The organism is Chenggangzhangella methanolivorans, from assembly GCF_042648545.1.
GTDB lineage: Bacteria > Pseudomonadota > Alphaproteobacteria > Rhizobiales > Methylopilaceae > Methylopila > Methylopila methanolivorans.
Map to the genome: position 1 here is coordinate 301,125 of NZ_JBHRXS010000003.1, position 26,060 is coordinate 327,184.

The 26,060-nt window shown below is 70.0% G+C and carries 24 protein-coding genes; 13 read left to right on the plus strand and 11 right to left on the minus strand.

All coding sequences use genetic code 11. The features are described 5' to 3' along the window. Nucleotides 1-9: 9 nt before the first annotated feature. From ACFOWB_RS01755 to ACFOWB_RS01770, 4 genes are all read right to left on the minus strand, one after another. The gene (locus tag ACFOWB_RS01755) at nucleotides 10-528 is read right to left on the minus strand and encodes a transcriptional repressor (RefSeq protein ID WP_261401599.1); all 519 of its coding nucleotides are present in this window, start codon (nucleotides 526-528) and stop codon (nucleotides 10-12) included. 102 nt (nucleotides 529-630) lie between these two features. Continuing rightward, on the minus strand, nucleotides 631-888 hold the full coding sequence (locus ACFOWB_RS01760; RefSeq protein WP_261401598.1) for a hypothetical protein: 258 nt from the start codon (nucleotides 886-888) through the stop codon (nucleotides 631-633). Between the two features lie 120 nt (nucleotides 889-1,008). Next, on the minus strand, nucleotides 1,009-1,962 hold the full coding sequence (glk, locus tag ACFOWB_RS01765) for a glucokinase (protein ID WP_261401597.1): 954 nt from the start codon (nucleotides 1,960-1,962) through the stop codon (nucleotides 1,009-1,011). A 4-nt stretch (nucleotides 1,963-1,966) separates the two neighbouring features. Continuing rightward, nucleotides 1,967-2,251: an antibiotic biosynthesis monooxygenase gene (locus ACFOWB_RS01770; RefSeq protein ID WP_261401596.1), complete on the minus strand. Its 285-nt coding sequence runs from the start codon at nucleotides 2,249-2,251 to the stop codon at nucleotides 1,967-1,969. 63 nt (nucleotides 2,252-2,314) lie between these two features. On the opposite strand from ACFOWB_RS01770, the gene ACFOWB_RS01775 reads away from it, so the two are divergent. Together ACFOWB_RS01775 and ACFOWB_RS01780 are read left to right on the plus strand one after the other, a co-directional pair. Then, on the plus strand, nucleotides 2,315-3,010 hold the full coding sequence (locus ACFOWB_RS01775) for an RluA family pseudouridine synthase (protein WP_378145340.1): 696 nt from the start codon (nucleotides 2,315-2,317) through the stop codon (nucleotides 3,008-3,010). A 62-nt stretch (nucleotides 3,011-3,072) separates the two neighbouring features. Beyond that, nucleotides 3,073-4,020 (plus strand): diacylglycerol/lipid kinase family protein, encoded by a 948-nt coding sequence (locus ACFOWB_RS01780; protein WP_261401595.1) that lies wholly within the window; start codon nucleotides 3,073-3,075, stop codon nucleotides 4,018-4,020. Nucleotides 4,021-4,195: 175 nt separating this feature from the next. Here the strand turns inward: ACFOWB_RS01780 and ACFOWB_RS01785 are convergent, their stop codons facing one another. Continuing rightward, nucleotides 4,196-5,467 carry a PQQ-dependent sugar dehydrogenase gene (locus tag ACFOWB_RS01785; protein WP_261401594.1) on the minus strand — a complete coding sequence of 424 codons (1,272 nt, stop codon included), beginning with the start codon at nucleotides 5,465-5,467 and terminating at the stop codon, nucleotides 4,196-4,198. A gap of 114 nt (nucleotides 5,468-5,581) precedes the next feature. Continuing rightward, nucleotides 5,582-6,739, minus strand: a complete 1,158-nt coding sequence (gene argE / locus ACFOWB_RS01790; RefSeq protein ID WP_261401593.1) for an acetylornithine deacetylase — start codon at nucleotides 6,737-6,739, stop codon at nucleotides 5,582-5,584. A gap of 145 nt (nucleotides 6,740-6,884) precedes the next feature. Here argE and ACFOWB_RS01795 point away from each other — a divergent pair, with 145 nt between their 5' ends. From ACFOWB_RS01795 to ribB, 4 genes are all read left to right on the plus strand, one after another. Next, on the plus strand, nucleotides 6,885-7,103 hold the full coding sequence (locus ACFOWB_RS01795) for a hypervirulence associated TUDOR domain-containing protein (protein WP_261401592.1): 219 nt from the start codon (nucleotides 6,885-6,887) through the stop codon (nucleotides 7,101-7,103). A gap of 266 nt (nucleotides 7,104-7,369) precedes the next feature. Beyond that, a complete protein-coding gene (locus tag ACFOWB_RS01800) occupies nucleotides 7,370-9,745 on the plus strand; it encodes a mechanosensitive ion channel domain-containing protein (RefSeq protein WP_378145344.1) in 2,376 nt (791 codons plus the stop codon). A 152-nt stretch (nucleotides 9,746-9,897) separates the two neighbouring features. Beyond that, nucleotides 9,898-12,315, plus strand: a complete 2,418-nt coding sequence (locus ACFOWB_RS01805) for a hybrid sensor histidine kinase/response regulator (protein WP_261401589.1) — start codon at nucleotides 9,898-9,900, stop codon at nucleotides 12,313-12,315. A gap of 100 nt (nucleotides 12,316-12,415) precedes the next feature. Beyond that, nucleotides 12,416-13,531, plus strand: coding sequence for a 3,4-dihydroxy-2-butanone-4-phosphate synthase (gene ribB, locus ACFOWB_RS01810; protein WP_378145346.1), 1,116 nt, complete (start codon nucleotides 12,416-12,418; stop codon nucleotides 13,529-13,531). A gap of 63 nt (nucleotides 13,532-13,594) precedes the next feature. Here the strand turns inward: ribB and ACFOWB_RS01815 are convergent, their stop codons facing one another. The 4 genes from ACFOWB_RS01815 to ACFOWB_RS01830 form a co-directional block, all read right to left on the minus strand. Then, on the minus strand, nucleotides 13,595-14,353 hold the full coding sequence (locus tag ACFOWB_RS01815; RefSeq protein ID WP_378145348.1) for a DeoR/GlpR family DNA-binding transcription regulator: 759 nt from the start codon (nucleotides 14,351-14,353) through the stop codon (nucleotides 13,595-13,597). Between the two features lie 110 nt (nucleotides 14,354-14,463). Beyond that, nucleotides 14,464-15,462: a 4-hydroxythreonine-4-phosphate dehydrogenase PdxA gene (gene pdxA, locus ACFOWB_RS01820; protein WP_261401588.1), complete on the minus strand. Its 999-nt coding sequence runs from the start codon at nucleotides 15,460-15,462 to the stop codon at nucleotides 14,464-14,466. Beyond that, a complete protein-coding gene (locus tag ACFOWB_RS01825; protein WP_261401587.1) occupies nucleotides 15,459-16,718 on the minus strand; it encodes a four-carbon acid sugar kinase family protein in 1,260 nt (419 codons plus the stop codon). The genes pdxA and ACFOWB_RS01825 overlap by 4 nt, the downstream gene beginning before the upstream one ends. Nucleotides 16,719-16,722: 4 nt before the next feature. Beyond that, nucleotides 16,723-17,754, minus strand: a complete 1,032-nt coding sequence (locus ACFOWB_RS01830) for a 2-keto-3-deoxygluconate permease (protein WP_261401586.1) — start codon at nucleotides 17,752-17,754, stop codon at nucleotides 16,723-16,725. A gap of 240 nt (nucleotides 17,755-17,994) precedes the next feature. On the opposite strand from ACFOWB_RS01830, the gene ACFOWB_RS01835 reads away from it, so the two are divergent. From ACFOWB_RS01835 to ACFOWB_RS01860, 6 genes are all read left to right on the plus strand, one after another. Further along, nucleotides 17,995-18,867, plus strand: coding sequence for an IclR family transcriptional regulator (locus ACFOWB_RS01835; protein WP_378145351.1), 873 nt, complete (start codon nucleotides 17,995-17,997; stop codon nucleotides 18,865-18,867). Continuing rightward, complete coding sequence (locus tag ACFOWB_RS01840; protein ID WP_378145353.1) at nucleotides 18,864-19,994, plus strand: iron-containing alcohol dehydrogenase; 1,131 nt, start codon at nucleotides 18,864-18,866, stop codon at nucleotides 19,992-19,994. Before ACFOWB_RS01835 ends, ACFOWB_RS01840 begins: the two co-directional genes overlap by 4 nt. A 77-nt stretch (nucleotides 19,995-20,071) precedes the next feature. Then, nucleotides 20,072-21,061: a Bug family tripartite tricarboxylate transporter substrate binding protein gene (locus ACFOWB_RS01845; protein WP_378145355.1), complete on the plus strand. Its 990-nt coding sequence runs from the start codon at nucleotides 20,072-20,074 to the stop codon at nucleotides 21,059-21,061. 155 nt (nucleotides 21,062-21,216) lie between these two features. Continuing rightward, a complete protein-coding gene (locus ACFOWB_RS01850; protein ID WP_261401583.1) occupies nucleotides 21,217-22,098 on the plus strand; it encodes a dihydrodipicolinate synthase family protein in 882 nt (293 codons plus the stop codon). A 10-nt stretch (nucleotides 22,099-22,108) separates the two neighbouring features. Continuing rightward, nucleotides 22,109-23,104 carry a phosphoglycerate dehydrogenase gene (locus ACFOWB_RS01855; protein ID WP_378145358.1) on the plus strand — a complete coding sequence of 332 codons (996 nt, stop codon included), beginning with the start codon at nucleotides 22,109-22,111 and terminating at the stop codon, nucleotides 23,102-23,104. After that, complete coding sequence (locus tag ACFOWB_RS01860) at nucleotides 23,101-24,156, plus strand: Ldh family oxidoreductase (RefSeq protein WP_378145360.1); 1,056 nt, start codon at nucleotides 23,101-23,103, stop codon at nucleotides 24,154-24,156. The genes ACFOWB_RS01855 and ACFOWB_RS01860 overlap by 4 nt, the downstream gene beginning before the upstream one ends. A 46-nt stretch (nucleotides 24,157-24,202) precedes the next feature. On the opposite strand, the gene ACFOWB_RS01865 is transcribed toward ACFOWB_RS01860, so the two are convergent. Beyond that, nucleotides 24,203-24,886 carry a GntR family transcriptional regulator gene (locus tag ACFOWB_RS01865; protein ID WP_261401580.1) on the minus strand — a complete coding sequence of 228 codons (684 nt, stop codon included), beginning with the start codon at nucleotides 24,884-24,886 and terminating at the stop codon, nucleotides 24,203-24,205. Between the two features lie 341 nt (nucleotides 24,887-25,227). On the opposite strand from ACFOWB_RS01865, the gene ACFOWB_RS01870 reads away from it, so the two are divergent. Further along, nucleotides 25,228-26,016 (plus strand): SDR family oxidoreductase, encoded by a 789-nt coding sequence (locus ACFOWB_RS01870; protein ID WP_261401579.1) that lies wholly within the window; start codon nucleotides 25,228-25,230, stop codon nucleotides 26,014-26,016. Nucleotides 26,017-26,060 lie beyond the last annotated feature (44 nt).

The following is a 26,060-nucleotide window of genomic DNA, read 5'->3' on the forward strand; positions in this document are numbered from 1 at the left end:
TGTCGTTCATCAGGAAGCCTCCCGCATCGCGTTGCGGCAATGCGCGCATTCGCCTGACACCTCGATCACCGGCGAGCGCGGGCGGAAACCGGACGCGCGCGCGAGCGCTTCGAGCGCCTCGGCGAAGTCGGCGGTCGCCGCCTCGCCCACCGCGCCGCAGCGCTCGCAGATGAGGAAGACGGTCGGGCCCTCTTCGCCCTCGCCGTGCTCGTGGCTGCAGGCCACATAGGCGTTTCGGCTCTCGATGCGGTGCGCGAGGCCATGCGCGAGCAGGAAATCGAGCGCGCGATAAACGGTGATGGGCGCAGGCGGACGGCCGCCGTCCTCGGCGAGCCGCTCGATCACGTCATAGGCGCCGGCCGGCGCATGGTCGGCCGCGAGCGCCGCCAAAACCTTCCTGCGGATGTCGGTCAGGCGCGCGCCGCGAGCGGCGCACAGCGCCTCGGCGCGCTTCAGCACCGCGCCCGAGCAGGCGCGATGGTCGTGGCCGGGTTCAGCGAACGGAATGGCGGCGCGATCGTCGGTCATTGCGACCGATCTCATAGCACGAAGCGCGCGGCGGATGTGCGACGTTCCCGTGCGCTGCGCGCAGGCCCGGCCCCACGATCGGGACCGGGCCGGGCGAGAGCCCTACATCGCGCTCGACTTCTTCGACTTGGTCGACTTGCTGGACGTTTTCTTTGCGGAGCTCTTCTTGGTCGAGCTCTTCGACATGCCTGCGCCCGATCCGCTCTTGGCCGCGGGCGCGCCGGGGTTCTGCGGGTTCGCTGGATCAGCGAGATTGCCGGCGTTGCCGCTGTTGGCGGCGGATTGGGCGTTGGCGGCGACCGCGCCGCCGAGCGCCAGCGCAGCGGACACGGCGGCGACGCTCAGGAACCTGAAAGTCATCGCGTTTCTCCCTCATCATGTTTTTGGAATGCAGGAGAAACGGTTTTGTATTCGAGCGAGTTCCTCAGATCATCCGAAGGTCTTAGCTCTGACGTCAAAGATCCCGAGCGTCGTTTCGCTTCAGACGCGGCCGCGCGCCGCCATCGCCGAGGCGCCGATGAGGCCCGCGATCGGCGAGGTGACGACCGCGGTCGCGGTCGCGCGCATCATCTCCTCATGAGGAGACTTCGCGTCGAAGGCCGCGCGGAACGCCGCGACGTCTAGCGCCGGAACAAGCCGCGGCGCGACCCCGCCGCAAAGATAGACCCCGCCCTTCGCGCCGAAACTGAGCGCCATGTCGCCGGCGAAACGCGCAAGCATGGTGAGGAACAGCGCGGCCGTCGCGGAGGCTTCAGGATCGCCGTCGAGCGCAGCCTTGGTGACGGCGGCCGGATCGAGGCCGGGGGCCTTGCGCCCTTCGACTTCGGCGAGCGCGTCGTGGAGCCGCGCGAGGCCCGGGCCCGAAACCACATACTCGGCCGAGACGCGCCCGAACCGGCGGCGGAACACGCCGAAAGCCGCGCTCTCATGGGCGTCGACGGCCGCGAACTCAATATGTCCGCCTTCGCTCGGCAGCGGACGCCAACCGTCGTCGCCTTCGGGAACGAGCGACGCGACGCCAAGTCCCGTGCCGGGCCCGACCGCGGCCTTCACGGCGCGGCGCGGGCGGGCGTCGCCGATCAGGATCGTCTCGTCGTTCTGCAGGTGCGGGAGCGAGGCCGCCTGAGCCACGAAGTCGTTCATGATGAGAACGTCAGAAAAGCCGAAGCGTCGCTTCAACGCCTGCGGATCGATCGTCCAGCTCTTGCGGTTGGTGATCCGCGCGCGGCCCTCGTCGTCCACGGGTCCAGCAACCGCGAGCGCCGCCCGATCGGGCTTTTCGCCGGTCTTCTCCAGATAGGCGCCGAGCGCGTCCTCGAAGGATGCGTGGTCGTCGCCGGGCTCGACGTCGATTCTGTCGGGCCGCAAGCCGCCCTTCTCGGCGAGGCCAAAACGGCCGTTGGTGCCGCCGATATCGCCGACGAGGACCGCCATCGCCTCAGCCCAGGTCCACGAGGCGGACGCGCTTCAGCTTCACGTAAGGGCGCACCGCCTCCTCGAAAGCCTGGCCGGCCTCGCAGGTTCCGTGGTTCGCCGCCGCCTCTTCGCTTGCATAGAGCGCGGAGGTGAGAAAGAAGCCCGGCGCCGACGGATCCTCGGCGATCGCGACGCCCCGGCAGCCCGGATCGCCCCGCTCGACCGCAAGAGCGTTTGCGAGCACGGCCGCGCGGAAGGCGGCCGCATGCTGCGGCTCAACCTCGAAGACGGTTGCGACAAGCTTCATCGTCCGCGAGATAGTGCGGCGCCCCCGCCCGCCTAGCGCTTGTCAGTCGCATAGAGACGCCCCATGTCGCTCGCCGCCCCGCTGGTCCCTCAGGATCTCGAAGCCCGTGTCCTTCATCGCGACGGGCTGATGCTGATCATCGACAAGCCCGCAGGCCTTCCAGTGCATGCCGGGCCGAAGGGCGGGCCGAACCTCGAGGCGCTGTTTTCGGGGCTGCGTTTCGGCCTGCCGCGCGACCCGGCGCTCGCCCACCGCCTCGACAAGGACACCAGCGGCTGCCTCGTGCTCGGCCGCCACCGAAAGGCGCTGACGCGGCTCGGCAAGCTGTTCTCGTCAGGGCGAGTGGGCAAAACCTACTGGGCGGTGGTGCGCGGCGCGCCCGCGGAGGACGAGGGCCGCATCGAGGCGCCGCTCGCCAAGCGCAGCCCCGATCGCGGCTGGTGGATGGCGGTGGACCCTGCGGGTCTGCCCAGCGTCACCGAATGGCGCGTGAAGGCGCGGGCGCAGGGACTGAGCTGGATCGAGTTCACGCCGCTTACCGGCCGCACCCACCAGATCCGAGCCCACGCCGCCCATATCGGCCTGCCGCTGCTCGGCGACCCGATCTACGGATCCGAACCGGTGGGCGGCGCCGTGCTCCATCTTCACGCCCGCGCCGTCATCGTACCGATGCGCGAGAGCCAGCCGCCGGTCTCAGCTGAAGCGCCGCTGCCGCCCCACATGGCTGCGACCTTCTCGGCCATGGGCTGGAGCGGCTGAGCTTCCGCCTTATGTCGCAGGACGCGTCTTCCCGCACACCGCGCTTTTAGGTTTGAAGATCCATGGCCCGGTGTCTCGTCCTGCTCAATCCGCGCGCGGGAACGCTGAAAGACCTCACAGAATCCTCGGGCGCGCAGGGCCCCTCGGAGAAGATCGCCGAGATCTTCGCGGCGGCCGGCAAGGAGGTCGACGTGCGGATGGTGCCGCCGCGCGACCTTGGGTCGGCGCTGGAGGAGGTCGGCCGCGACCAGACGCACGACGAAGTGATCGTAGGCGGCGGCGACGGTTCGCTGTCGCGCTCGCTCGGGCGCCTGCTCGCGACGGGCAAGACCTCCGGGGTGCTGCCCTTCGGCACCATGAACCTGCTGGCCAACGACCTCGGCGTGCCGCGCGAGATGGACGAAGCGATCGCGGCGCTCGCCCGCGCCGAGCCGAAGCGCATCGACCTCGCCTCGATCAACGGGCGGCCGTTCCATTCGATCTCGGGCCTCGGCTTCTTCGCCCAGATGGCGCGCGCCCGCGAAAACGCCCGCGGGCTGAAGGGCCTCGGCCGCTACGCCGGTTTCTCCTACGCCGCGCTGCGGGCGTTCTTCCGGTCGGGGAGATCGCGCTATCAGCTCGTCGTCGACGGCGCGCCGGTGAAAGTGGAGGCGACCGCGGTGCTCGTCACCAACAACGCCTTCGCGGACGACGAGTGGCGACGCCCGAGCCTGAATGAGGGCGTGATCGAGGTGATCGTCGCGCATTCGGGCGGCTGGCGGCAGCGGTTTCGGCTTGGTCTCGACGTCGTGACCGGCGGCTGGCGCACGAACCCGCTGATCGAGACCTTTCGGGCGACCTCCGTTGTGGTGGAGAAGACCCGCCGCACCCGCGTCTGGGTCGCGACCGACGGCGAGCTGACCCGCGAGCGTTGCCCGGTCGCCTATGAGGCGATGCCGGGCGCGGCGACGATGCTGACGCCGGGACCGGCTGAGGACACGACCGGCGCAGGTCAGCTTTCCGGAGATTGACGGCCGCTGAGCTTCCAGCGAGGCGGCGTCAGATCAACCGTCATGCCCGGGCTTTGCTCGGGCATCCACGACTTGGGCGTAGAGCTCTACGATCCCATTAAGTCGTGGATACCCGCGCTGCCGCGCGGGCATGACGGCCTGCTTGTCCAACGCCGGGCTCGTGGATCATCCAAGCTCACTTCCCGTAGGAAATCCGCCAGATCGCGCCCGACAGGTCGTCGGAGACCAGCAGCGAGCCGTCGAGCGCCACCGCGACGTCCACGGGGCGCCCCGCATAGCGGCCGGTCTTGTCGTCGAGCCAGCCGTCGGCGAACACCTCCGCCTTGTCGGCCGAGCCGTCCGACTTCAGGCTCACGAACATCACGCGCGCCCCGACCGGCTTGCTGCGGTTCCACGAGCCGTGCTCGGCGACGAAGATCCCACCGCGATACTTCTCCGGGAACTGCTCGGCCGCATAGAACCGCATGCCGAGATCGGCGGCGTGCGCGGCCATCTCCACCTCGGGGAACACGACGTCCGCCGGCGGCTGCTCGTCCTGATACTCCTTGGTGCGCGTCTTGCCGCCGCCATACCAGGGGAAGCCGAAGTTCTGGCCGGCCTTCACGGCGCGGTTGAGCTCGCCCACGGGCTGGTCGTCGCCCATGCCGTCGACCTGGTTGTCGGTGAACCAGAGAACGCGGTCCTTCGGGTTGAACGCCATCCCGACCGAATTCCTGACGCCGAGCGCGAACACCTCGCGGTTCTTGCCGTCGCGGTCCATGCGGATGATCCCGCTCATGCCCTGCTCGTCATAGAGCGGCCGCTTCTCCTTCGGGGTCACGTTGAAGGGCTGGCCGAGCGTTATGTAGAGCTTGTTGTCCGGCCCCACGACGCAGGTGCGGGCGCCGTGGTTGAAGCTTTCCTCGGCCTTCGGGATCAACTGATCGGAGATCACCTCCACGGCGACGTCGGGATTTTCGTAGAAGAACTCGGCCGCAGGGAAGAGCAGCACGCGGTTGTGCTCGGCGATGTAGAGGAAGCCGTCGGGCGTGAAGCACACGCCGTTCGGATTGCTCTTGGCGATCGTCGGCGCGAACTCCTTGACCTCGTCGGCGACGTTGTCGCCGTCGCGGTCGGTCACCGCATAGGCCTTGGTCTTGCGGGTGCCCACGAACACCACGCCGACATTGTTGCCGACCGCCATGTGACGGGCGTCCGGCACGACGGCGTAGAGCTCGACCTTGAAGCCGTCCGGAACCTTGATCTTGGCCGCGAGCGCCTTGAGGTTCTCGGCCTTCTTTCCGGTCTGCTCGACCTCGGGAATGACCGGGCTCCCGCCGGTCGACTGAAAGCCCTGGAGCTTCTTGAGGGCTTCGTCCGACTTGGTTTGGCTGTCCTGCGAAAACGCAGGGACCGCCGTCAGGCACAGCGCGGCGAGCGTCGCCGTCGCGAGACGCGATTTGAACATCGACCGTCCTCCCATGACCGGGCGTCTTTGGCCCGTTGCCTGCGAGAGTGACCGTCTGGCGTGTGGCGTACAACCCAGAAAGACGAAATCGCGCCGTTGCGCCGGCGCCGCTGGTCAGGCCGCGCAGTGCGCGATCAGCTTCCTGACGAAGTCCTCGCACCTGGCGAGCTGGTCTTCGCTGACGAACTCGTCCGGCTTGTGCGCCTCGCCGATCGAGCCCGGGCCGCAGACGATGGTCGGGATGCCGGCGGTCGCCACGAACAGTCCGGCTTCCGTGCCGTAGGCGACTTTCGCGTGGTCGTTGCGGCCGGCGAGGCGCTTGGCCAGCGTCACGATCCCCGTCTCGGCCGCGATCTCGAGGCCCGGAATCTCGGACACCTGCTCGCAGGTGATCCCCGCACGCGCGTCGCGCCCTTTCATCTCGCGCCCGATGGACTCCGCGATTTCGCGGATCTCCTCGGAGACCGCGTCCAGGTCGTCCTCGGCGATGGTGCGGAACTCGAGGTCGAGCGTCGCTTCGGCCGGCACGACGTTCACGGTCGATCCGGCGTTGAACACGCCGACATGGGCGGTCGAGTACGGCACGTCATAGAGCCCGTCGCGCGGGCCCGTCGTTGCGAAGCGCTCGGCGATGCCGGTGGTCGCCGTCACGATGCGGGCGGCGTATTCGAGCGCGTTGACGCATTCGGGCGCGCGGGAGGAGTGGCCGCCGAGCCCGTGGGCGCAGAAGCGGAAGGTGCGCTTGGCCTTGTGGCCGATGACCACCTGCATGCTGGTGGGCTCGCCCACGATGCAGCCCGCGGGCCGCACGGGGCGCTTGGCGAGCTCCTTCAGGAGATCGCGCACGCCGACGCAACCAACCTCTTCGTCATACGAGAAGGCGAGATGCAGCGGGACCTTGAGGTCGGCCGCCAGCATCTCGGGGACGAGCGCGAGGCAGACGGCGATGAACCCCTTCATGTCGCAGGCGCCGCGGCCGTAGAGCAGCCCGTCCTTCCGCTCCATCGCGAAGGGGTCGGTGGTCCAGTTCTGGCCGTCGACCGGCACGACGTCGGTGTGGCCGGAGAGCACGTAGCCGGCCTTGTCGGCCGGCCCGATGGTCGCGAACAGGTTCGCCTTGGTCCCGGTCTCGTCCGGCGTGCGCTCGCACGCGACCCCGTGCCCGTCGAGATAGGCCTCGACGTGGTCGATCAGCGCGAGATTGGAGTTCCGGCTGGTCGTGTCGAAGCCGATCAGATGGCCGAGATGCTCGATCGTCGCGTCGGAAGCCATGGGGCGGGGGCTTGCGTCCTGAGAGTGGGAAACAGCGTGCCGTCCCGTCTTACGGCTTCGCGGCGCCGATCTGAACCCCCGTGGGGTTGCGGAACGCGTGGCGGGCCGCGGCGTTCGGGCACAGGAGAGATGAGGGAGACAGGCGATGGCGCAGGCTTATCCGGTCGGATCGACGGTCAGCTGGTCGTGGGGACAGGGCGAGGCCAAGGGCAAGGTGACGGACGTGTTCAAGACGCGCGTCCAGCGCACCATCAAGGGTTCGAAGATCACGCGCCGGGCGAGCGAGAAGAACCCCGCCTACCTCGTCGAGCAGAGCGGCGGCGACCGGGCGCTGAAGTCGCACTCAGAACTCACGAAGGGCTGAGAAGAACGCCCGGACCGCCGCAGTCACCCCGCGCCTGCCCCGGGATCCAGAACCGACGCGCTCTGGGATCTGGTTCGGCCGTCTCGGTTCTGGGTCCCGGCTCTTCGGCCGGGATGACGGGCGGGGGGCGGCCCGCCGGAAACTCTCCATGAGTCCCATCTCGGGTTTTCGGATCGCCGATCGGGCCTATGTGCCCAAGCCCTGATCTTGGCGAGCCCCATCGCCGCAAGAGTGAAGCCGCGACGTCGCGCGGCGCTTCGAGGCCCATGTCCGTCGCTTCCCGCTGGCTCGCTCCGCTTGTTCTGCTGATCTTCGCAGTCGTCGGGGGCTTGCCCGCCGGCGCTCAGGAAGCCCCTCCCGCACAGGCGCAAGCGACGCAGGCGCCCGCGGACGTCGACGCGCTCATCCGTATCCTGGAGGACGAGAAGGCCCGCGCGGCGCTGATCGAGCGGCTGAAGTCGGCGACGCCGGCCGAGGCGGCGCCCGCCAAGCCCGCCGACGCCGCGAAGACCGCCGGCGACGGACCGGTGGCCGCGCCCGACCAGAAGGCCGCGGTGGACGCCGCCAAGTCCGCCGAAGGCACCGCCGAACCGACATTCGCCCGCCGCGCCGCCGAATACACGCGCAGCATCGCCGAGCGCGGCGCGGCGCTCGCGGCCGCCAGCACGACGCTGATCTCCGACCTCGTGAGCATCGTGACGGGCGCAGGAAGCGGACACGGCTTCGACTGGGGACGTCTGACCGCGGTCGCGCTCACCATCGCGGTCACGTTCGGCGCCTTCATCGGCCTGAGGACGATCGGCATTCCGTACTACCGCTGGATCGGCCGGCGCGCGGCCGACGCCGGCGTCGTCCAGCGCGTCGTGCTGGTGATCGCGAGCGTGGTCGTCGACGCTCTCATGGTCGCCATCGCCTGGGGCGCGGGCTACGTCTTCGCGCTGCAGTTCGGCGCCTTCGGCGTCATGAACATCCAGCAGACGCTCTATCTCAACGCCTTCTTCGCCGTGGAGCTCGCCAAGGTCGCGCTGCGCGCGGGCCTCTCGCCCGTGCAGCCGACGCTGCGCGCGATCCCGATCGGCGACGAGGCGGCGGCCTACTGGTATTTCTGGCTGTCGCGCATCGTCTCGACGCTCGGCTACACGTTCCTGTTCATCGCCCCGATCATCGCCGCGGCGGTGACGCCGGGGGCCGCCCAGGCGCTGCGCGTCGTGGTGGCGTTCGCGACGCTGATGATGGCGGTCGTGATCGTCCTGCAGAACCGCGAGCGGGTGCGAGAACGCCTCGCTGGAAAATCCGAAGCGACCAGCGGCGACGCGCTCACCGCCTTCTACGGCTTCCTCGCCAAGTTCTGGCACTGGGCGGCGCTCGGCTGGCTGTTCGCGCTGTTCGTCGTCTGGCTCGTCAATCCGAACGAGGCGCTGCCCTTCATGGCGGCGGCGACGCTGCAGACGCTTGTCGCCATCGTCGCCGGCGCGCTCGCGACCGCCGTCATCTCGCGCCTCATCGCTGGCGGCATGTCGCTGCCGGGCGACGTCAGGGCGCGACTGCCCGCCCTCGAAGGGCGCCTCAACGCCTTCGTGCCGGCGATCCTCAAGGTGGTGCGCATCGTCGTTCTGATCGTCGTGCTGCTCGCCATCGCGCAGAGCTGGGCGCTGCTCGACCTTCTGGGCTGGCTCTCGACCGAAGCCGGCGCGCGCTTCGCGACCTCGACCATCACGGCCGCCATCATCGTGCTGGTCGGCGTCGCGGTCTATCTCGGCGTTTCGTCCTGGATCGAATATCGGCTGAACCCCGAATTCGGCCATGTGCCGACCGCGCGCGAAAAGACGCTGCTGACCCTCTTCCGCAACGCCTTCTCGATCATTCTCGTGGTCATGGTCGCGATGCTGGCGCTCGCGCAGCTCGGCGTCGACATCGCGCCGCTGCTCGCCGGCGCCGGCGTCATCGGCCTCGCGGTCGGCTTCGGCGCGCAGACGTTGGTGAAAGACATCATCACCGGCGCGTTCATCCAGTTCGAGAACGCGATGAACACCGGCGACAACGTCAAGGTCGCGGGCGTGCAGGGAACGGTGGAGCACCTCACCATCCGCTCGGTCGGCATCCGCTCGATCGACGGCACCTACCACCTGATCCCGTTCTCGTCGGTCGACGCCGTCTCGAACGCGACCAAGACCTTCAGCTATCACCTCGCCAAGATCGGCGTCGCCTATCGCGAGGACATCCCCTTCGTGAAGCAGGCGCTGCGCGACGCCTTCGATCGCCTGAAGGAGAGCGAGCATGGCGCGACCATCATCGGCCCGTTCGAGCTGCACGGCGTCACGGAGTTCGGCGACAACGCCATCACGGTCCGCTGCCGCATCAAGACCAATCCGGGCCAGCAATGGGCGACGGGGCGCGCCTTCAACGAGATCGTGAAGGAGATCTTCGACGAGCGGAACATCGAGATGCCGTTCCCGCACGTCACCCTCTATATGGGCGAAGACCGCGAGGGGAACGCGCCAGCGCTGCGCGTGAAGGGCGACGGCGAAGCGCCGCTGCTCGCCGTGGCGGAGCGTCGCGGGCCGCGTGGCGGCCGCGGATCGGACCACGTCGAGCGCCTCGACGGCCCCGACGATTCCGATGGCGACGCCGCCGGCCCGTAACGGTCTACCGGTCCGCGCGTCCGCAGGCTCATGCTTGCGACCAAGCCTCTCGCATGGCTCGGCATTCGTGCTAGCGTTGCGTCCTCGGGGCGAGAACGGACGCTTTTCCCAGCGGCCGGCTGAGGCCCCGCGAGTTCTGGGCCGGCCCTCGGATGTCTTACGTAACGTCGCGTCTTCTCGGCAGATTCGCGCCTGAGACGGCCGCCGGAGACGCGCGTCCGGATCTCGCCGCGCTGATCGCCGAAGCGCCGGCGATCGTTTGGGCGGCCGGACCCAACGGCGAGACCGAGTTCGTCAGCGAGCGCTGGCGGGAGGTCACGGGCACCGCGCCGCTCGGCGACTGGGTCGAGGCGATCCACAAGGACGACTTCGACGAGCTGGTCAGGGACTGGCGCGGCTGCGTCGCAAGCGGCGAGCCTTTCGAGAACGAGCACCGCATCCGCGTCCGGGACGGAACCTGGCGGCGTTTCCTCGCCCGCGCCCGCCCCTCGCGCGACGCCGACGGCGCGATCGTGCGCTGGGTCGGCACGCTGATCGACATCGAGGATCTGGTCCGCGACCGCGAGGCCGCCGGCGCCCAGCTCGCCAAGCTCGTCGAAGCCCAGACGGTCGACCTCGAGGTCGCCGAGCGGCGCTTCGCCAACGAGGTCGAGGGACGAGCGAGCGACCGCCGCGCCCGCCGCGACGACGACGCGCTCTACGCCGCCTATCTCGACAACACGACCGACGGCGTCTTCGTGGTCTCGTGCACGCCCGGGCGGCCGATCCTGGTCGAGACCGTCAACCGCACGATGGAGCGCGCGCTCGGCATCTCGCGGCTCGTCATGCGCTCGCGCAAGATCTCCGACATTCTTCCGCGCGAAACCTCCGAGCGGCTGGAGGGCGCGATCGAGGCCTGCGCGATGTCCGGCGAGTCGGCGCGCTACGAGCAGGTCACCGAGCTCGACGGCGAGGAGCGGGTCTTCGAGATCGCGCTGTCGCCCGTGTCGTCTTCGGACGGGCGCACCGTGCGCGTCGTCGGGTCGGCCCGCGACCTCACCGAGCGACGCAAGTCGGAGCAGCAATTGCGTCAGGCGCAGAAGATGGAGGCCGTGGGCCAGCTCACCGGCGGCGTCGCGCACGACTTCAACAACCTGCTTCAGGTGGTGAAGGGCAATCTCGAGCTGCTTGCGAGCGAGCTCGCCGCCGTCATGACGCCCTCGATCGAGCGGCGCCTGCGCGACGCGACCGCAGGCGCGGACCGCGGAGCCAAGCTCACCCGGCAGTTGCTCGCCTTCTCGCGCCGCCAGCCGCTCGCCCCGCGCCCGACCGACGTCGGCGCGCTGGTGACCTCCATGGCCGACATGCTCGACCGCACTCTCGGCGAAACCGTCGAGGTCGAGATCAGCCGCGACGCCGGCGGCTGGACCGCGCTTGTCGACCCGGCCCAGCTCGAGAACGCGGTGCTCAACCTCGCGATCAACGGCCGCGACGCCATGCCGGACGGCGGACGGCTCGCGATCGCGGTCCGGCATCTGCCCGCGGGCCTGAGCGGGTCCGAGCGCATCGAGATCGCGGTGACCGACGCCGGCGTCGGCATGAGCGAAAGCGTGCTGGCCCGCGTTTTCGAGCCGTTCTACTCCACCAAGCCCGAAGGGCGCGGCACGGGTCTCGGCCTGCCGCAGGTGCAGGGCTTCATCGAGCAGAGCCACGGCGAGATCGAGATCCAGAGCGCGCCGGGCCGCGGCACCACGGTGCGGCTCAGCCTGCCGCGCAGCGCCGCCGAGGCGGTCGTGGACCCGGACACCGATGGCGAGGCCGACGAGCCTCCGCGCGGCGCGGGCGAGCGGATACTGCTGCTCGAGGACGACGAGGCGGTGCGCAGCTCCGTCGCCGACCTGCTGACGGCGCTCGGCTACCAGGTCGAGCCCACGGCCACGACCCGCGACGCGACGCTGCTGCTCGAGGCCGGCCGGGCCTACGACCTGCTCCTGTCCGATGTGGTGATGCCGGGCCAGCCCTCGCCGCCGGACTTCGCGCGCCTCGCCCGCGCCAAGCTTCCGACGCTGAAAGTCCTGTTCATGTCGGGCTACGCCGAGAACGTCATCGTGCATCAGGGCCGCGTCGACGCCGACGTGCATCTCATCCAGAAACCCTATCGCAGCGACCAGCTGGCCCGGAAACTGCGCCAGTTGCTCGGAGAGCCCGCCGCGACCGAAGCCGCGCCCTCGCGGCCGCTCGAGATCCTGCTCGTCGAGGACGAGCCGCTCATCGCCATGAGCCTCGTCGAGCTTCTCCAGAGCTTCGGCCACAAGGTCACCGAGGCGCGCAACGGCGCGAAGGCCAAGGCTGCGATCTCGGACGGGGCGAAGTTCGACCTGCTTCTGACCGACCTCGGCCTGCCCGACATCGACGGACAGGCGCTCGCCGAATGGGCGCGCGTCGCACGCCCGAGCCTGCCCATCCTGTTCTCGACCGGCCGCGACGACTTCGAGCCGCCCCCGACATTGCTCGAAGGCGGCCCGACGGCGGTGATCGTGAAGCCCTTCGACGCCGAGAGCCTGCGCGCCGCCATTTCGGCCTGCGCGTAGACGCCCGCTCACGGGCCCTTGACCCGCCGCGGCGCGGGGTGCATTCGACGGCCCTCTCTCGGGCGGGGCCCTCTCCCGCCGCATGACCCGACGGGCCGGCATGGAACTCGACACAATCGAAGACGCGATCGCCGCGATCGCCGCGGGCGAACTCGTTGTCGTGGTGGACGACACCGACCGCGAGAACGAGGGCGACCTCATCATGGCGGCCTCCAAGGCGACGCCAGAGGCCCTCGCCTTCATGGTGCGGCACACGAGCGGCATCATCTGCGCGCCGATGACGGCCGAGCGCGCCGACGAGCTCAACCTCGCGCCCATGGTCGCCAACAACCGCGACCCAATGCGCACCGCCTTCACGGTGTCGGTCGACTACAAGGTCGGGCTCACCACCGGCATTTCGGGCGAGGAGCGCGCCAACACGGTGCGCGCGCTCGCCTCCGACAACGCGATCGGCTCCGACTTCCTGCGGCCGGGCCACATCTTCCCGCTGATCGCCCGCGAGGGCGGCGTGCTGACCCGCTCCGGCCACACCGAGGCCGGGGTCGACCTCGCGACCCTTGCCGGGCTGCCGGCCGTCGGCGTGCTGGCCGAGGTCGTCAATGACGACGGAACGGTCAAGCGCCTGCCGGAGCTCATCGAGTTCGCCAAGGAGCACAAGCTCAGGATCGTCTCGATCGAGGATCTGATCGACCACCGCTCGCGCCGCGAGACCTTCGTCCGGCGCATCGACCGGTTCGAGCGCCGCATCGGCGGGCTCGACGCGACGATCACCATCTACGAGACCCCGTTCGAGCAGACCCAGCATCTCGCGATCACGGTCGGGGACGTCGGCGGGGAGAAGCCGGTCCCCTGCCGCATCCATCGCGAGCACCTGCTCTCCGACCTGCTGCGCGGCGCCGCGACCTCCAAGGGCTGGCTCGACAACGCGCTGGCGCGCTTCGGCGACACCGGGCGCGGCGTCTTCGTGATGATCCGCGACCCCGCCGTGCTGCGCGACGCCGCCGAACCGGACGCCGCCCCGGCCGACGCCGCCGAGGAGAAGCACATGTCGGCCCGCCAGCGCCGCGCGCGCTGGCGCGAGATCGGCGTCGGCGCGCAGATCCTGCGGGATCTCGGCGCCCGCAAGATCTCGCTGCTCGCCGGCCATGAGCGCCAGTTCGTCGGCCTTGCGGGCTTCGGCGTGTCGATCGAGAAGACCGAGATCGTCGACGAGTAAGCGCGACCGCCCGGCGCCCGCGCCCTTCCTGTCCGGCCCCCAAGCCGAAATTGGCGGCAGAGCTCAGTCCGGCGCGACCACCACTCTCGCGCCGACCCGCTCCATCGCCGCGATCTGGGCGGGTTCGGCGCGCGCGTCGGTGACGAGGGTCCAGCGCGACGGCAGCGGCGCCCAGGCCGACTGCTCGGCGCGGCCGAGCTTGGTCGCGTCGGCGAGAACGACGACGTCGGCCGCCTGATCCATCATCAGCGACTTCAGCGCCACCTGGTCGAGGCTCGCCTCGCAGAGGCCCCGGCCCGCCACCACCCCGTCGGCGCTGGTGAAGACGCGGTCGGCGGTGAGGCGGCGCATGCCCTCCACCGCCAGCGGACCGACCGCGCTCATGCTGGTCGGCCGGATCGTCCCGCCGAGCGCGACGAGTTCGACGCCGCTCTCGCCCGCGAGCACCGGCAGCAGAGCGAGATTGTTGGTGACGACCCGGCAGCGCCGGCCCTTGAGCAGCGCGCCGAGCGCGGCGACCGTCGAGCCCGCGTCGAGGATCAGCGTCTCGCCGTCCTGGACGAGCGCGACGGCCGCGCGGGCGATCGCGCGCTTCTCCGCGCCGTTGACGCCGATCCGCTCGCCGAGCGTCGGCTCGGGCGCGCGCTGGCTGAGGATCGCGCCGCCATAGGTGCGGGTGACGGCGTTCTCGCGCGACAGGCGCTGCAGGTCGCGCCGCACCGTCGAGGGGGATACGTCGAAGCGCCGCGCAAGATCGTCGACGTCCGCCTCGCCCGAACGCAGGGCCTCGAGGAGGAGCGATCGACGTTCCCTGCTGCGCATCAAGTCGACGGCTCCATGTGTTCGCGGCCCGCCAGTCTACCGGCGGACGGGCGGCCGAACCAACGCGGCCGCTCGCCCCAGCCGCGGCGCCCGGCGCCGCGGTCGGTCAGTCAGGCCGCGCGCTTGGGCGCGAGGCCGACGGCCTGCCGCAGCGCCTCCACCATCGAGCCGTCGTCGGCGATCCCCTTGCCCGCGATGTCGAAGGCGGTGCCGTGGTCGACCGAGGTGCGGATCACCGGCAGGCCGACCGTGATGTTCACGCCCGCTTCCAGCCCCAGCACCTTGATCGGGCCGTGACCCTGATCGTGATACATCGCGACCACCATGTCGTAGTCGCCGCGGCCGGCGAGGAAGAACAGCGTGTCGGCCGGCAGGGGCCCACGCACGTCCCAGCCCTTGGCCTGGCACTTTTCGACCGCCGGCGTGATCTTGGCGGCTTCCTCGCCCTGGCCGAACAGGCCGTTCTCTCCCGCATGCGGGTTGATGGCGCAGACGCCGATCTTGGGGTTCTGGACGCCGGCCTTCACCAGCACGTCGTGGCCGCGCGCGATGACGCGCTCGACGAGGCCGGGCTCGATCTTCGCGATGGCGTCGATGAGGCCGATATGGGTCGTGACGTGGATCACGCGCAGCTTCGGCGACACCAGCATCATCGAGACTTCCGGCGTGCCGGTGAGATGCGCCAGCAGCTCGGTGTGGCCGGGGAACTTGTGGCCGGCGGCGTGGAGCGCCTCCTTGGAGAGCGGCGCGGTGCAGATCGCCTGCGCGGCGCCGGCCTCGACCACGCGGACCGCCTTCTCGATGTAGCGGTAGGCCGCCTCTCCCGAGACCGGCGACATCTCGCCGAACGGGTGGTCCTTCGGCACGAGCTTCAGGTCGAGGCACTGGACCGCACCGGCGGCGTAGCGCGCCTGGCCGGCGTCCTGCAGCGAGTCGACCCTGAGCGAGGATCCGACGATCTCGCCCGCGGCCTTGAGGCGCTCTGCGTCGCCCACGACCAGCGGCTCGCACATGGCGTGGACCTCCGGATGGGCGAGCGCCTTCATGATGATCTCCGGCCCGATGCCGGACGGATCGCCCATGGTGATCGCGATGGTCGGGCGGGTCACGCGAAGCTTCCTTCTGTTCGAACGGCCTTGAGGCGTTCGGCGATGCGGGTGATGCTCATCTCGTCTCCGAACGCCCCGGCCTTGGTGGCGATCGGAACCGACAGCTCCCCGAGCGTGAGGCCGAGCGAGACGCCCGGCTCGATCTCGTCGGCGAGCCGGATGCCGGTAACGCCGAAGCGGCTCAGCAGGGCCGCGGCGGTCTCGCCGCCGGTCGCCGCGAACGCGCCGACGGCGGGGGGGACCGCTTCGAGCGCGCTTGCAAGACCGGCGGCGAGGCTGGCCCCGATGGACATGTCGACGGACTCGCCCATCAGGATCTCGACCAGAACATCCTCGCCGGCGCTGAGCCGACGAGCGACGTCCCGGCCGAGATCCGCGCGGCCGTCACGGTCTCCTGCGAGCAGAACCTCGGGCGAGGCCGGAACATAGGAGACCGCTCCGGATTCGACGAGCTTGCGCGCGCCGGACCGCGAGCTTGCGGCGAGCGAACCCACCACGATCAGGGTGCCGTTGGCGGTCGGCGCGAGCCTCGGGCTCGGCGTCGGCTCCAGCGGCGCGACGGCGGCGAGCGCATGGGCGAGGCCCGCGCTGCCGATGAAGAAGGGCTGGGTCGACAGCGCGAGGCTCGCCTTGGCGACAGCCGCGAGATCGGCGTCGCTCTCGGCGTCGCAGACCGCGACGACGTCGCCCTTGGCCGCGATCGACTCGAGCGCGGCGACGAGCGCCGCCTCCTCGCCGCGCACGACCGGGAGCAGAACCTTTTCGGCCGCGACTTCGGCGGAGGCGAGCGCCTCCGTCAGGTCGGCGCTGTCATAGGTGTGGTCGCGCTTCCAGGTTTCAGTGTCCTCGAGCGCGCCGCCGGAGACGAGGATGCGCCCGTCGACCGTGGTGCGCCCCGTGGCCGGGAAGGCCGGCGCGAACACGCCGAAACCCGACCGGCCATGCGAGCGCAGATGCGCGATGGTGGCGGCGGTTTCGGCCGCCGGCTGCCCACGAAGCGTGGAGTCGATCTTCTTGAACAGGACCCGGTCCCGTTCGAGATGCTCGGAGAGCGCGCGGACGTGGCGGCGGCCCGCCGCCTCGCCCGTCATGCCGCGGCTGTCGGCGTCGTAGGAGAACACCGGCGGCCGCGAGCCGCGATCGTCAGTCGCGACGCCCCAGCTGACCGCCGCGGCGAGGCCGCGACGGCCGAACGCGATGGCGCAGTCCGCCGCGCCCGTGAGATCGTCCGCGAGGATCAGCCAGCGACCGGACATGTCGTCAGCGGCCCGGCTGCGCCTGGATCGGCGAGGCGACCGGCTCGGCGGCCGCAGGCGCCTCTCCGGTCGCGTCCGGATCGGCCGGACGGCCGAACTTCTTGTACGTCCAGGCGGTCGCGATCGGGCAGAGGATCGCGGTGACCACGACGCAGGCCGCCACGAGCACGGTCGCGTGGGTCGCGGCCTCCGCATAGGCCGGGTTCGCCGAAGCGACGATCGCGGGGACGGCCGCCGCGTTGCCCGCGGTCGAGGCCGCGGCGACGCCGGCGACGCCCGTTCCGCCCGTCAGGCGGTCGGCGAAGAACAGCGGGATGCCGGTGATCACCACCACGCCGACGCCCATGGCGAGGCCGAGGAGGCCGGCGGTCCAGACCTTGGAGAGGTCGAGGTTCGCGCCAAGCGCGAAGGCGAAGAACGGGATCATGACCGGGACCGCCTTCGAAAGGAACTCGCGCATCTCACGGTCGAGATTGCCGATGATCATGCCGACGACGAGCGGCAGGATCGCGCCCATCATGACCTGCCAGGGGAAGGCCGAGAGACCCGCGACGCCGAGCGTCAGCATGGTGAAGAACGGGCCGCTTTCCAGCGACATGATGGTGTAGGCGCCCACGTCCCGCGGACGGCCGTACTGGCCCATCAGCGCCATGTAGAGGCCGCCATTGGTGTCGTTCATCGCGGCGACGATGGCGAGCGTCGAGATGCCCGCGAAGATGCCGAAAGAGACCGGCCCCTCGCCCAGGAACTGGCCGGCGACCACGCCGAGGACGACCGCGATGCCGACCTTGGTGAACAGCAGCGTGCCGCCCTTCTTCACAATGTAGGGGGTGGCGCGGAAATCGATGCTCGCGCCCATGCAGACGTAGAACACCGCGAGGATCGTCAGGGCGCCGGAGAACAGCGCGCCGGTGAACGAGCCGAAGAACTTCGGCGTGCCGGGAAAGAACGTCGCGATCAGCGCGCCGATGAGCAGCGGCACGACCATCATGCCGCCGGGCACGCGCTCGATCGCCCGCTTGATGGGGACCTGCATGTTCGTCTCCTCCATGCGCGCTTTGCGCATTTTTTGGGCTCTAGGCCGGGCGATCGCGCATTTCTGCCGCCGCTAAGTGCGTATTCGCGCGAACTATGCAGCCTGTCAATCAGTATGCGCGGTTTGCGCAAATTTTGTTTGACATGCCGTCACACGGGAGTCATGCTCAAATTACGAACAAAAGTTCGGATACCGAACAACTAGACGCGCCGCCAAGGCGCGCGGTCCGGGAGACGAAACATGGTCGCGCCGACCCATCCGAACGATGACGCGGACCTCCGCGCGGCTGCGCCCCGCGGCGCGCCCACCGACGACCCAAAGAACTTCGTGGGAAGCGTCGCCAAGGCGTTTTCGGTGCTGCACGCCTTCGGCCCGGACCTTCCCGAGCTCACCATCGCCGAGATCGCTGCGCGAACCGTGCAGAACCGCGGCGCGGCCTTCCGGCTCGCACACACGCTGGTCGCGCTCGGCTATCTCGACCACATGCCCGAAACGCGCAGGTTCCGCCTGTCGCTGAAGTGCCTGGAGCTCGGCTTCTCGGCGCTTGCCGCCAACGATCTGCCGACCCACGCCCGCCCGCTGCTCTCCGACGTCGCGCCGCGGATCTCCGACAGCGCTTCGCTTGGGGCGCTCGACCGCGGCGACGTCGTCTATCTCCAGCGCGTCGAAGCCGCCGCCCAGCCGGTCTCGCGCCGCGCCGGCAGCCGCACCGGCGCCTATGCGGCGGCGCTCGGCCACGCGATCCTCGCTTTCTTGCCGCGCGACGCGCAGATCGCGCATCTCGACGCCGCCCCGCGGGTCAAGCTGTCGGAGCGCACGCTCGTCGATCTCGACGCGCTGATCGCCCGCCTCGACGAGGTCCGGGCCCGCGGCTTCGCGGTGTCGGACGGCGAGAACGCCTATGGCCTGCGAACCGTCGCGGCCCCTGTGCTCGACGCGGGCGGAAAACCCGTGGCCGGCGTCAGCCTCACCATCAACGCCGCGCGGATGAGCGTCGACGACTTCGTCGCGCTCGCCGCCCCCCATGCGATCCGCATCGCCGAAAAGCTCGGACAGGCGTCGCGCCTGTCGCTCGGCGCGATCGCCCTCCCCCAGTCAGGAGCCGCCTCATGAGCGCCCTCGTGGCCCCCATCGAAATTCTGCGCCCGGCGCGGCTCGAATTCGGACCGGGCGTCGTCTCGTCCGTCGCGGCCTATCTCGCCGAGAAGGGCTATGTCCGCCCGCTCGTGGTCGCCGACCCATTCAACGCCGCGCGCGTCGAGCTGCTCGGCCTCAAGGGCGAGGTCGCGGTGTTCGGCGAGGTGAAGCCGGAGCCCGACGCACCCAATCTCGACAAGGCGCTGGCGCTCGCCGCGGAGGTCCGGCCCGACGTCGTGATCGGCTTCGGCGGCGGCAGCGCCATGGATCTCGCCAAGCTCGTCGCGGTGCTGCCCGGTTCGGGCCAGAGCCTCAAGGACGTGGTCGGCCCGGAGAAGGTGCTCGGCCGGACGGTCGGGCTCGTGCAGGTCCCGACCACCTCGGGAACGGGTTCGGAGGGCGGAACGCGCTCGCTCGTCACGGACCCCGAGACCCAGAACAAGCTCGCGGTGCAGAGCCGCTTCATGCTGGCCGACCTCGCGGCGGTCGATCCCGACCTCACCATGACGGTGCCGCCCGCCGTCACCGCCGCCACCGGCGTCGACGCCATGGCGCACTGCGTCGAGGCCTTCACCTCGAAGAAGGCCCATCCGATCATCGACCTCTATGCGCTGGAAGGCGCGCGGCTGGTCGGCAAATATCTCGCCCGCGCGGTCGCCGACGGCTCGGACCGCGAGGCTCGCGTCGGCCTTTCGCTCGCATCCCTTTATGGCGGCTTCTGCCTCGGCCCGGTGAACACCACCGCGGGCCATGCGGTCGCCTATCCGCTCGGCACGCGCCACCACATCGCCCATGGCCTGGCCTGCGCGCTGATCTTCCCGCACACGCTCGCCTTCAACGCGCCCGCGGCTCCCGAAAAGACCGCGCTGGTGCTTGAGGCGCTCGGGCTTGCGCCCGACGCCCGGCCGGATGCCGCGTTCGAGGGCGCTTACCGCTTCTGCGCCGACCTCGGCGTCGAGATGAAGCTTTCCGCGCTCGGCGTGCCGACAAGCGACTTCGAGACCATGGCGGGCGACGCCCACGCGATCCGCCGCCTGCTCGACAACAACCCGAGAAACATGAGCCGCGAGGACATCCTCGCGATCTACGCCAAAGCCGCCTGAGGCCCGAGCCTCAAGAGACGGAAACGCAGCGGCCCCGAGAGGCCGCGACGACGATGACGGTCCCTGGAGGAACCAAGATGCTGAAGTCCCTGATGGTCGCGGCGCTCGCGCTCGCGACGCCGCTTTCGCTCGCCCCGATCTCGGCCGCGCACGCGGCAGACGGCGACTGGCCGAAGTCCCAGATCACGCTGCTGGTGCCGTTCACGGCCGGCGGCACCGCCGACATCTTCGCCCGAATGGTGGGCGACCATCTCGGCAAGGTGACGGGACAGGTGATCGTGCCGGAGAACATCGGCGGCGGCGGCGGCACGCTCGCGCTCGGGCGCCTCGCGCGTTCGGAAGCCGACGGCACGACCGTCGCGCTCGCCTCGACCTCGAACCTCTCGATCCACCCGACGCTGTTGAAGGACCGGATCCAGTACCAGACGCTGCGCGACCTCGCGCCCATCACCCAGATCTCCCTGGTGCCGAACCTCTTGGTCGTGAACCCCGAGCGCATCAAGGCGCGCACGGTGCAGGAGCTCATCGACCACCTGAAGGCCAATCCCGAGAAGATCACCTTCGGCTCTTCGGGCGTCGGCACCACGCAGCATCTCGCCGGCGAGCTCTTCATGCAGCGCACCGGCACGAAGATGACGCACGTCGCCTACAAGGGCTCGAGCCAGATGATGCCGGATCTGATCGCCGGCCAGATCGACCTCGCCTTCGACAACGCCCCGCTGCTGTGGCCGCACATCAAGTCCGGCAAGCTGATCGCGCTCGGAACCGCGACCGCCGAACGCCTCACGGTCGCGCCTGAGCTGCCGGCGATCGCCGAGACCGTCCCGGGCTTCAAGGCCGTCGCCTGGCACGGCTTCCTCGCCCCGGTGAAGACCCCGAAGGCGCTGGTCGACGCCTACGCGAAAACGATCAACGAATTCATGCAGCGCCCCGAGACCCAGAAGCGCTTCGACGAGCTCGGCGTGCTGCCGATGCACACCTCCCCGGAGGCCTTCGCCAAGCTGATCGCCGACGAGGCCGCGCAGTGGAGCAAGGTCATCGAGACCGCGGGCGTGAAGCCCGAGTGATTTCCGCCTGAACCGCCGCCGTCGTCCCGGCCGAAGAGCCGGGACCCAGGAACGCCGCGCGTCGCCGACTTTGCGCCGCCGGCTCGTCTGGATCCCGGGCCAAGCCCGGAATGACGGCTCAGTTTCCAGCGCCCCATCCCCCCTTGAGAGATCCAATGACCTGCGAAACCTTCGTCGCCCTCGTCACGTGCTTCGACGACAAGGAAGCGATCGACTACGCCGCGACCCGCGCGCAGGTGCGCCGGCAGGTCGAGGCCGGCAACAACATCATGTGCGCCGGCACCAATGGCGACTTCACCGCGCTCACCTTCGAGGAGAAGGTGCGGCTGACCGAGGAAGTCGTGGACGAGGTCGGCGGAAAGGCCCGCGTCATCGTCAACGCGGGAATGCCGGCGACCTACGAGACCGTGCTGCTCGCCAGGGAATTCGACCGCATCGGCGTCGACGGCGTGGCGGTGATCACGCCGTTCTTCATCGAGTGCACGCAGGACGGCCTCGTCCGGCACTTCTCGACAGTGGCCGACGCGATCACGACGCCGGTCTATCTCTACGACATCCCGGCCCGCACCCAGAACCACATCGAACCCGATACCGCGCGAGCGCTGGCCCGCCACGGCAACATCGCCGGCATCAAGGACAGCGGCGGCGCGCAGGCGACGCTCGAGGCCTATCTCGCGGTGTCGAAGGAGGCGGAAGGCTTCGACGTCTATTCCGGACCGGACTCGCTCGTTCTCTGGGCGTTCCAGAACGGCGCCAAGGGCTGCATCTCGGGCCTCGGCAACGTCATGCCCAAGGTTCTGGCCGACATCTGCGCGGGCTTCAACGACGGCGACCTCGCCAAGGCCGAGGCCGCGCAGGCGACGTTCACCGCCTTCCGCACCGACCTCTACAAGCTCGGTTATCCGCCGGCGCTCGTGAAGCGCTCCCTCTACCTGATGGACAAGTCGGTGGGCGCAAGCCGCCAGCCGGCGCTGCCGCCGAGCCCTGAGCAGGACGCCAAGATCGCCGCGCTGCTCGCCGCCCACGGCCTCGCCTGAGGATTTCGTCATGACCATCGTCGCCACCACCTCGCCCGGCTTCGGGCGCTACGGAAGCGTGCCCGACCGGCTGGCCGAAAAAGGCTGGACCTTCGTGCGCTGCGTCGACACGTCGAAGCCCGACGGCGGCCTCTCCGAGCATCTCGCCGAAGTCGACTTCATCGTCGCGGGCCTGGTGCGCGTCACGGACGAGACGCTCGCGGCCGCCCCGAAGCTCAAGGCCGTGTTGAAGCACGGCGTCGGCGTCGACAGCATCGACATCCCGGCCTGCACCGCTCGCGGCGTGCCCGTGCTCAACACGCCGGGCGCGAACGCGGCCGCCGTGGCGGAGCTCGCCGTCGGCATGATGTTCGCGTTCGCGCGCAACATTCCGGCCGGTCACGAGAGCGTGGTCACCGGCGCCTGGAAGCGGACGGTCGGCGGCGAGATCGGGGCCAAGACGCTCGGGATCGTGGGCCTCGGGGCGATCGGCCGTTCGCTCGCCAAGAAGGCGATCGGGCTCGGCATGCGCGTCGTGGCCTCGGACCTTTATCCCGACCGCGCCTTCGCGGCCGAGCACGGGATCGAGCTCCTCGAGCTCGACGAGCTTCTCAAGCGCGCCGACTATGTGTCGCTTCACGTCTTCGGCGGCGCCGACAACGCGGCGCTCATCAACGCCGATCGCCTCGCGCTCATGAAGCCGACCGCCTGCCTGCTCAATCTTGCGCGCGGCGAGGTCGTGGATCTCGACGCGCTGGACGCAGCGCTGACCGAGGGCCGGCTCGCGGGCGCCGGCATCGACGCCTACACGGTCGAGCCGCCGGACGTCAGCCACCCGATCTTCCGCCAGCCGCGCGTCGTCTTCACCCCGCACACGGGCGCGGACACGGTGGAGTCGGTCGAGCGCGTGGGCCTGATGAACGTCGAGGACATCGAGACGATCCTGGCAGGCGGGCGTCCGACGAGGGTGCTCAACCCCGAGGTCTTCGAGACCGAGGCCTTCGCGGCGCGGCGGGCCGCCGCGTGAGCGCGGCCGCTCCGCGCTACCGCGGCGGGGATCTCGTCGCGAGCGCCGAGGCCCTGTTCGCAGCCGCCGGCCTCGAGGCCGACAAGGCTAACGCGGTCGCGACCTATCTGGTCGAGGCCGATCTCATGGGCCACACCACCCACGGGCTCGCGCTCGCCGGCTGGTATCTCGACGGCGTCGCGGACGGCGTGATGACCAGGGCCGGCGCGCCCGAGGTCGTCTCTGACCGCGGCGCGGCGGTCTGCTGGCGCGGCCGGCGGCTCCCCGGGGCCTGGCTCACCTCGGAAGCGGTGAAGCTCGGCTGCGAACGGGCGCGGACGCATGGTGCGGCCACGATCGTGATCGGCGACAGCCACCACATCGGCTGTCTCGCGGCCTATCTGCCGATCGCGACCGATCAGGGCCTCATGGTCTCGATCGCGAGCTCCAGCCCTTCCGGAGCGCAGGTCGCGCCCTTCGGCGGGCTGAAGGGGCTCTACACCCCTGACCCGGTCGCCCACGGGATCCCGACGCCGGGCGACCCGATCCTGATCGACATCTCGGCCTCGATCACCACGGTCAACATGAGCCAGCGGCTCATCAAGGCGGGCGAGCGGTTCCCGCACGACTGGCTGATGGACAAGGACGGCGTCCCGTCCAGCGACCCGAAGGTCATGACCGAGGGCGGAACGCTGCTGCCGACCGGCGGGCTCGACCACGGCCAGAAGGGCTACGGCATGGCGCTCCACGCCGAGGCCGTGACGCAGGGTCTCGCGGGCTACGGCCGGGCGGACGCCCCGAAGGGCGTCAACGCCGCCGTCACCGTGCAGGTCTATGATCCCGAAGCCTTCGGCGGCCGCGAGGCCTTCCTGCGCCAGACTGGGTGGCTCGCGGACGCCTGCCGCGCCAACCCGCCGCGCCCGGGCGTCAAGGCCGTGCGCCTGCCCGGGGAGGCGGCGCTGAGGCGCAAGCGCGAGGCGCTCCGCGACGGCGTCGCGCTTCATGACGGGATCCTCGCCTCGCTGGAGCCTCATGCGGCGCGGCTCGGCGTGACGCTTCCGGCCGCGCTCTGACGCGGCCTTCACGGCGCGACTGGCGCTCCGCCAGTCGCGCCGTCGCTCACCCCTCCGCGCGCGCCACGAGGAGGCGCGCGAGCGAACCCGCCGCCTGGAGAATGTCGTCGCACACCGCCGCCCGCGCGGCTGGTCCGTCGCCGTTGCGCATCGCCTCGCGGATGTCGCGATGGGCGGCCATCGAGCGGTGGAGATGGGCGCGCTCGGGCGTCAGCAGGTAGAAGCACGGCCCCATCAGCAGCCAGAGGCTCTCGACGATCCGGAGCGTGATGGCGGCGTCGGCCACCACATAGATGCGACGGTGAAAGGCGAAGTTCGCCTCGAGATAGCCAGAGCGGTCGCCGGCCTCGACCGATCTCTGCATGGCGTCGAACAGCGCGTCGATCTCGAGGCGGTCGGCCGCGGTCGCGGCGGCGGCGGCGCGCTCGGCCAGCATGCCCTCGAGCGCCATCCGCGTGTCGCGCACCTCGCGCAACTGGACCGGATCGAGCGAGGCGACGCGAATGCGCCCCGTCGGCGTGATCTCGATCGCGCCCTCGGCCTGAAGCCGGTGCAACGCCTCGCGGATCGGCATCGGGCTCGACCCGAGCGCGGCCGCGAGCCCGCGGATGGCGAGCTTCTGGCCCGGCGCGAAGCGGCCGCTCATCAGGCCGTCGCGCAGGCGCCGGTAGACCTGTTCGGTGACAGTGGTGCGCGCCACGGGGTCGAAGGTCGGCAAGACGGCTGTCATGAGATCCGGGGGATCGTTGCGGAACGATAAAACGTGATCACATCTGACGTTTCGTCAAGCGTTGAGGTTGTGAACGGCGGAACCACACCCGTCCTCCTGAGCCTGATCCCGGGATCAATCGACGTCGACGTCACCGATCTCTCGGAGCGTTCCTGTTCATGGATCCCGCTCTTCGGCCGGCACGACGACGGCGGAGAAAAGAGCCCGCCTCCATCACGCCCCGCGCGCTTCGCCTCCGCCGATCCCTGCTCTTCCGCTGCCTTGACTCCCCTTGATTTTGTGATCACAAATCACAAAACGGACGCACAGACGTCCAGAAAAACATCAGGGAGAGACGCGCCATGGGCGTCATCGACACGCTGGTCCCGCGTCCGGGCCTCAAGGTTCTGATTTCCGGCGGCGCCGCGGGCATCGGCGCTGCGATCGCCGAGGCCTTCGTGGAGGCCCGCGCCGAAATCCATGTCTGCGACGCAAGCGACGACGCGCTCGCAGCCTTCCGCGCCCGCTTTCCGGACGCGCTCGCCACCAAGGCCGACGTCGCCAGCGCATCCGACGTCGACGCGGTGTTCGCCGCCCATGCGGAGCGCTTCGGCGCTCTCGACGTGCTGGTGAACAACGCCGGCGTCGCAGGCCCCACCGCCGGCGTCGACGCCATCGACGAAGCGACGTGGACGCGCACCATCGACGTCAACCTCAACGCCCAGCACCGCTTCGCGAGCCGCGCCGTCCCGCTGCTGAAGCGCTCGGACGAGGCGCGCATCATCTGCATCTCGTCGGTCGCAGGGAGGCTCGGCTACGCCTGGCGCACGCCTTACGCGGCGACCAAATGGGCGATCGTCGGCATGATGAAGTCGCTCGCGATCGAGCTCGGGCCCGACGACGTGCGCGTCAACGCGCTGCTTCCGGGCATCGTCGAGGGCCCGCGCATGGACGGGGTGATCCGCGCGCGCGCCGAACAGACCGGCGTCCCCGAGCCCGAGATGCGCGAGGAGTATCTCAGGAAGATCTCGCTCGGCCGCATGGTGACGGCGCAGGACGTCGCCGCCATGGCGCTGTTCCTGTGCTCGCCCGCCGGGCGCAACGTCACCGGCCAGGCGATCAGCGTGGACGGCGACGTCCAGTACCTCTGACCAAAACCGACAAGACGGCGCCGGCCTGGAGCCGGACGCCGCGG

Coding starts and splice junctions, on each gene's coding strand:
- ACFOWB_RS01755 (WP_261401599.1), bottom strand. CDS start 528: ATGACCGACGATCGCGCCGCCATTCCGTTCGCTGAACCCGGCCACGAC.
- ACFOWB_RS01760 (WP_261401598.1), bottom strand. CDS start 888: ATGACTTTCAGGTTCCTGAGCGTCGCCGCCGTGTCCGCTGCGCTGGCG.
- glk (WP_261401597.1), bottom strand. CDS start 1,962: ATGGCGGTCCTCGTCGGCGATATCGGCGGCACCAACGGCCGTTTTGGC.
- ACFOWB_RS01770 (WP_261401596.1), bottom strand. CDS start 2,251: ATGAAGCTTGTCGCAACCGTCTTCGAGGTTGAGCCGCAGCATGCGGCC.
- ACFOWB_RS01775 (WP_378145340.1), top strand. CDS start 2,315: ATGTCGCTCGCCGCCCCGCTGGTCCCTCAGGATCTCGAAGCCCGTGTC.
- ACFOWB_RS01780 (WP_261401595.1), top strand. CDS start 3,073: ATGGCCCGGTGTCTCGTCCTGCTCAATCCGCGCGCGGGAACGCTGAAA.
- ACFOWB_RS01785 (WP_261401594.1), bottom strand. CDS start 5,467: ATGTTCAAATCGCGTCTCGCGACGGCGACGCTCGCCGCGCTGTGCCTG.
- argE (WP_261401593.1), bottom strand. CDS start 6,739: ATGGCTTCCGACGCGACGATCGAGCATCTCGGCCATCTGATCGGCTTC.
- ACFOWB_RS01795 (WP_261401592.1), top strand. CDS start 6,885: ATGGCGCAGGCTTATCCGGTCGGATCGACGGTCAGCTGGTCGTGGGGA.
- ACFOWB_RS01800 (WP_378145344.1), top strand. CDS start 7,370: ATGTCCGTCGCTTCCCGCTGGCTCGCTCCGCTTGTTCTGCTGATCTTC.
- ACFOWB_RS01805 (WP_261401589.1), top strand. CDS start 9,898: ATGTCTTACGTAACGTCGCGTCTTCTCGGCAGATTCGCGCCTGAGACG.
- ribB (WP_378145346.1), top strand. CDS start 12,416: ATGGAACTCGACACAATCGAAGACGCGATCGCCGCGATCGCCGCGGGC.
- ACFOWB_RS01815 (WP_378145348.1), bottom strand. CDS start 14,353: ATGCGCAGCAGGGAACGTCGATCGCTCCTCCTCGAGGCCCTGCGTTCG.
- ACFOWB_RS01825 (WP_261401587.1), bottom strand. CDS start 16,718: ATGTCCGGTCGCTGGCTGATCCTCGCGGACGATCTCACGGGCGCGGCG.
- ACFOWB_RS01830 (WP_261401586.1), bottom strand. CDS start 17,754: ATGCAGGTCCCCATCAAGCGGGCGATCGAGCGCGTGCCCGGCGGCATG.
- ACFOWB_RS01835 (WP_378145351.1), top strand. CDS start 17,995: ATGGTCGCGCCGACCCATCCGAACGATGACGCGGACCTCCGCGCGGCT.
- ACFOWB_RS01840 (WP_378145353.1), top strand. CDS start 18,864: ATGAGCGCCCTCGTGGCCCCCATCGAAATTCTGCGCCCGGCGCGGCTC.
- ACFOWB_RS01845 (WP_378145355.1), top strand. CDS start 20,072: ATGCTGAAGTCCCTGATGGTCGCGGCGCTCGCGCTCGCGACGCCGCTT.
- ACFOWB_RS01850 (WP_261401583.1), top strand. CDS start 21,217: ATGACCTGCGAAACCTTCGTCGCCCTCGTCACGTGCTTCGACGACAAG.
- ACFOWB_RS01855 (WP_378145358.1), top strand. CDS start 22,109: ATGACCATCGTCGCCACCACCTCGCCCGGCTTCGGGCGCTACGGAAGC.
- ACFOWB_RS01865 (WP_261401580.1), bottom strand. CDS start 24,886: ATGACAGCCGTCTTGCCGACCTTCGACCCCGTGGCGCGCACCACTGTC.
- ACFOWB_RS01870 (WP_261401579.1), top strand. CDS start 25,228: ATGGGCGTCATCGACACGCTGGTCCCGCGTCCGGGCCTCAAGGTTCTG.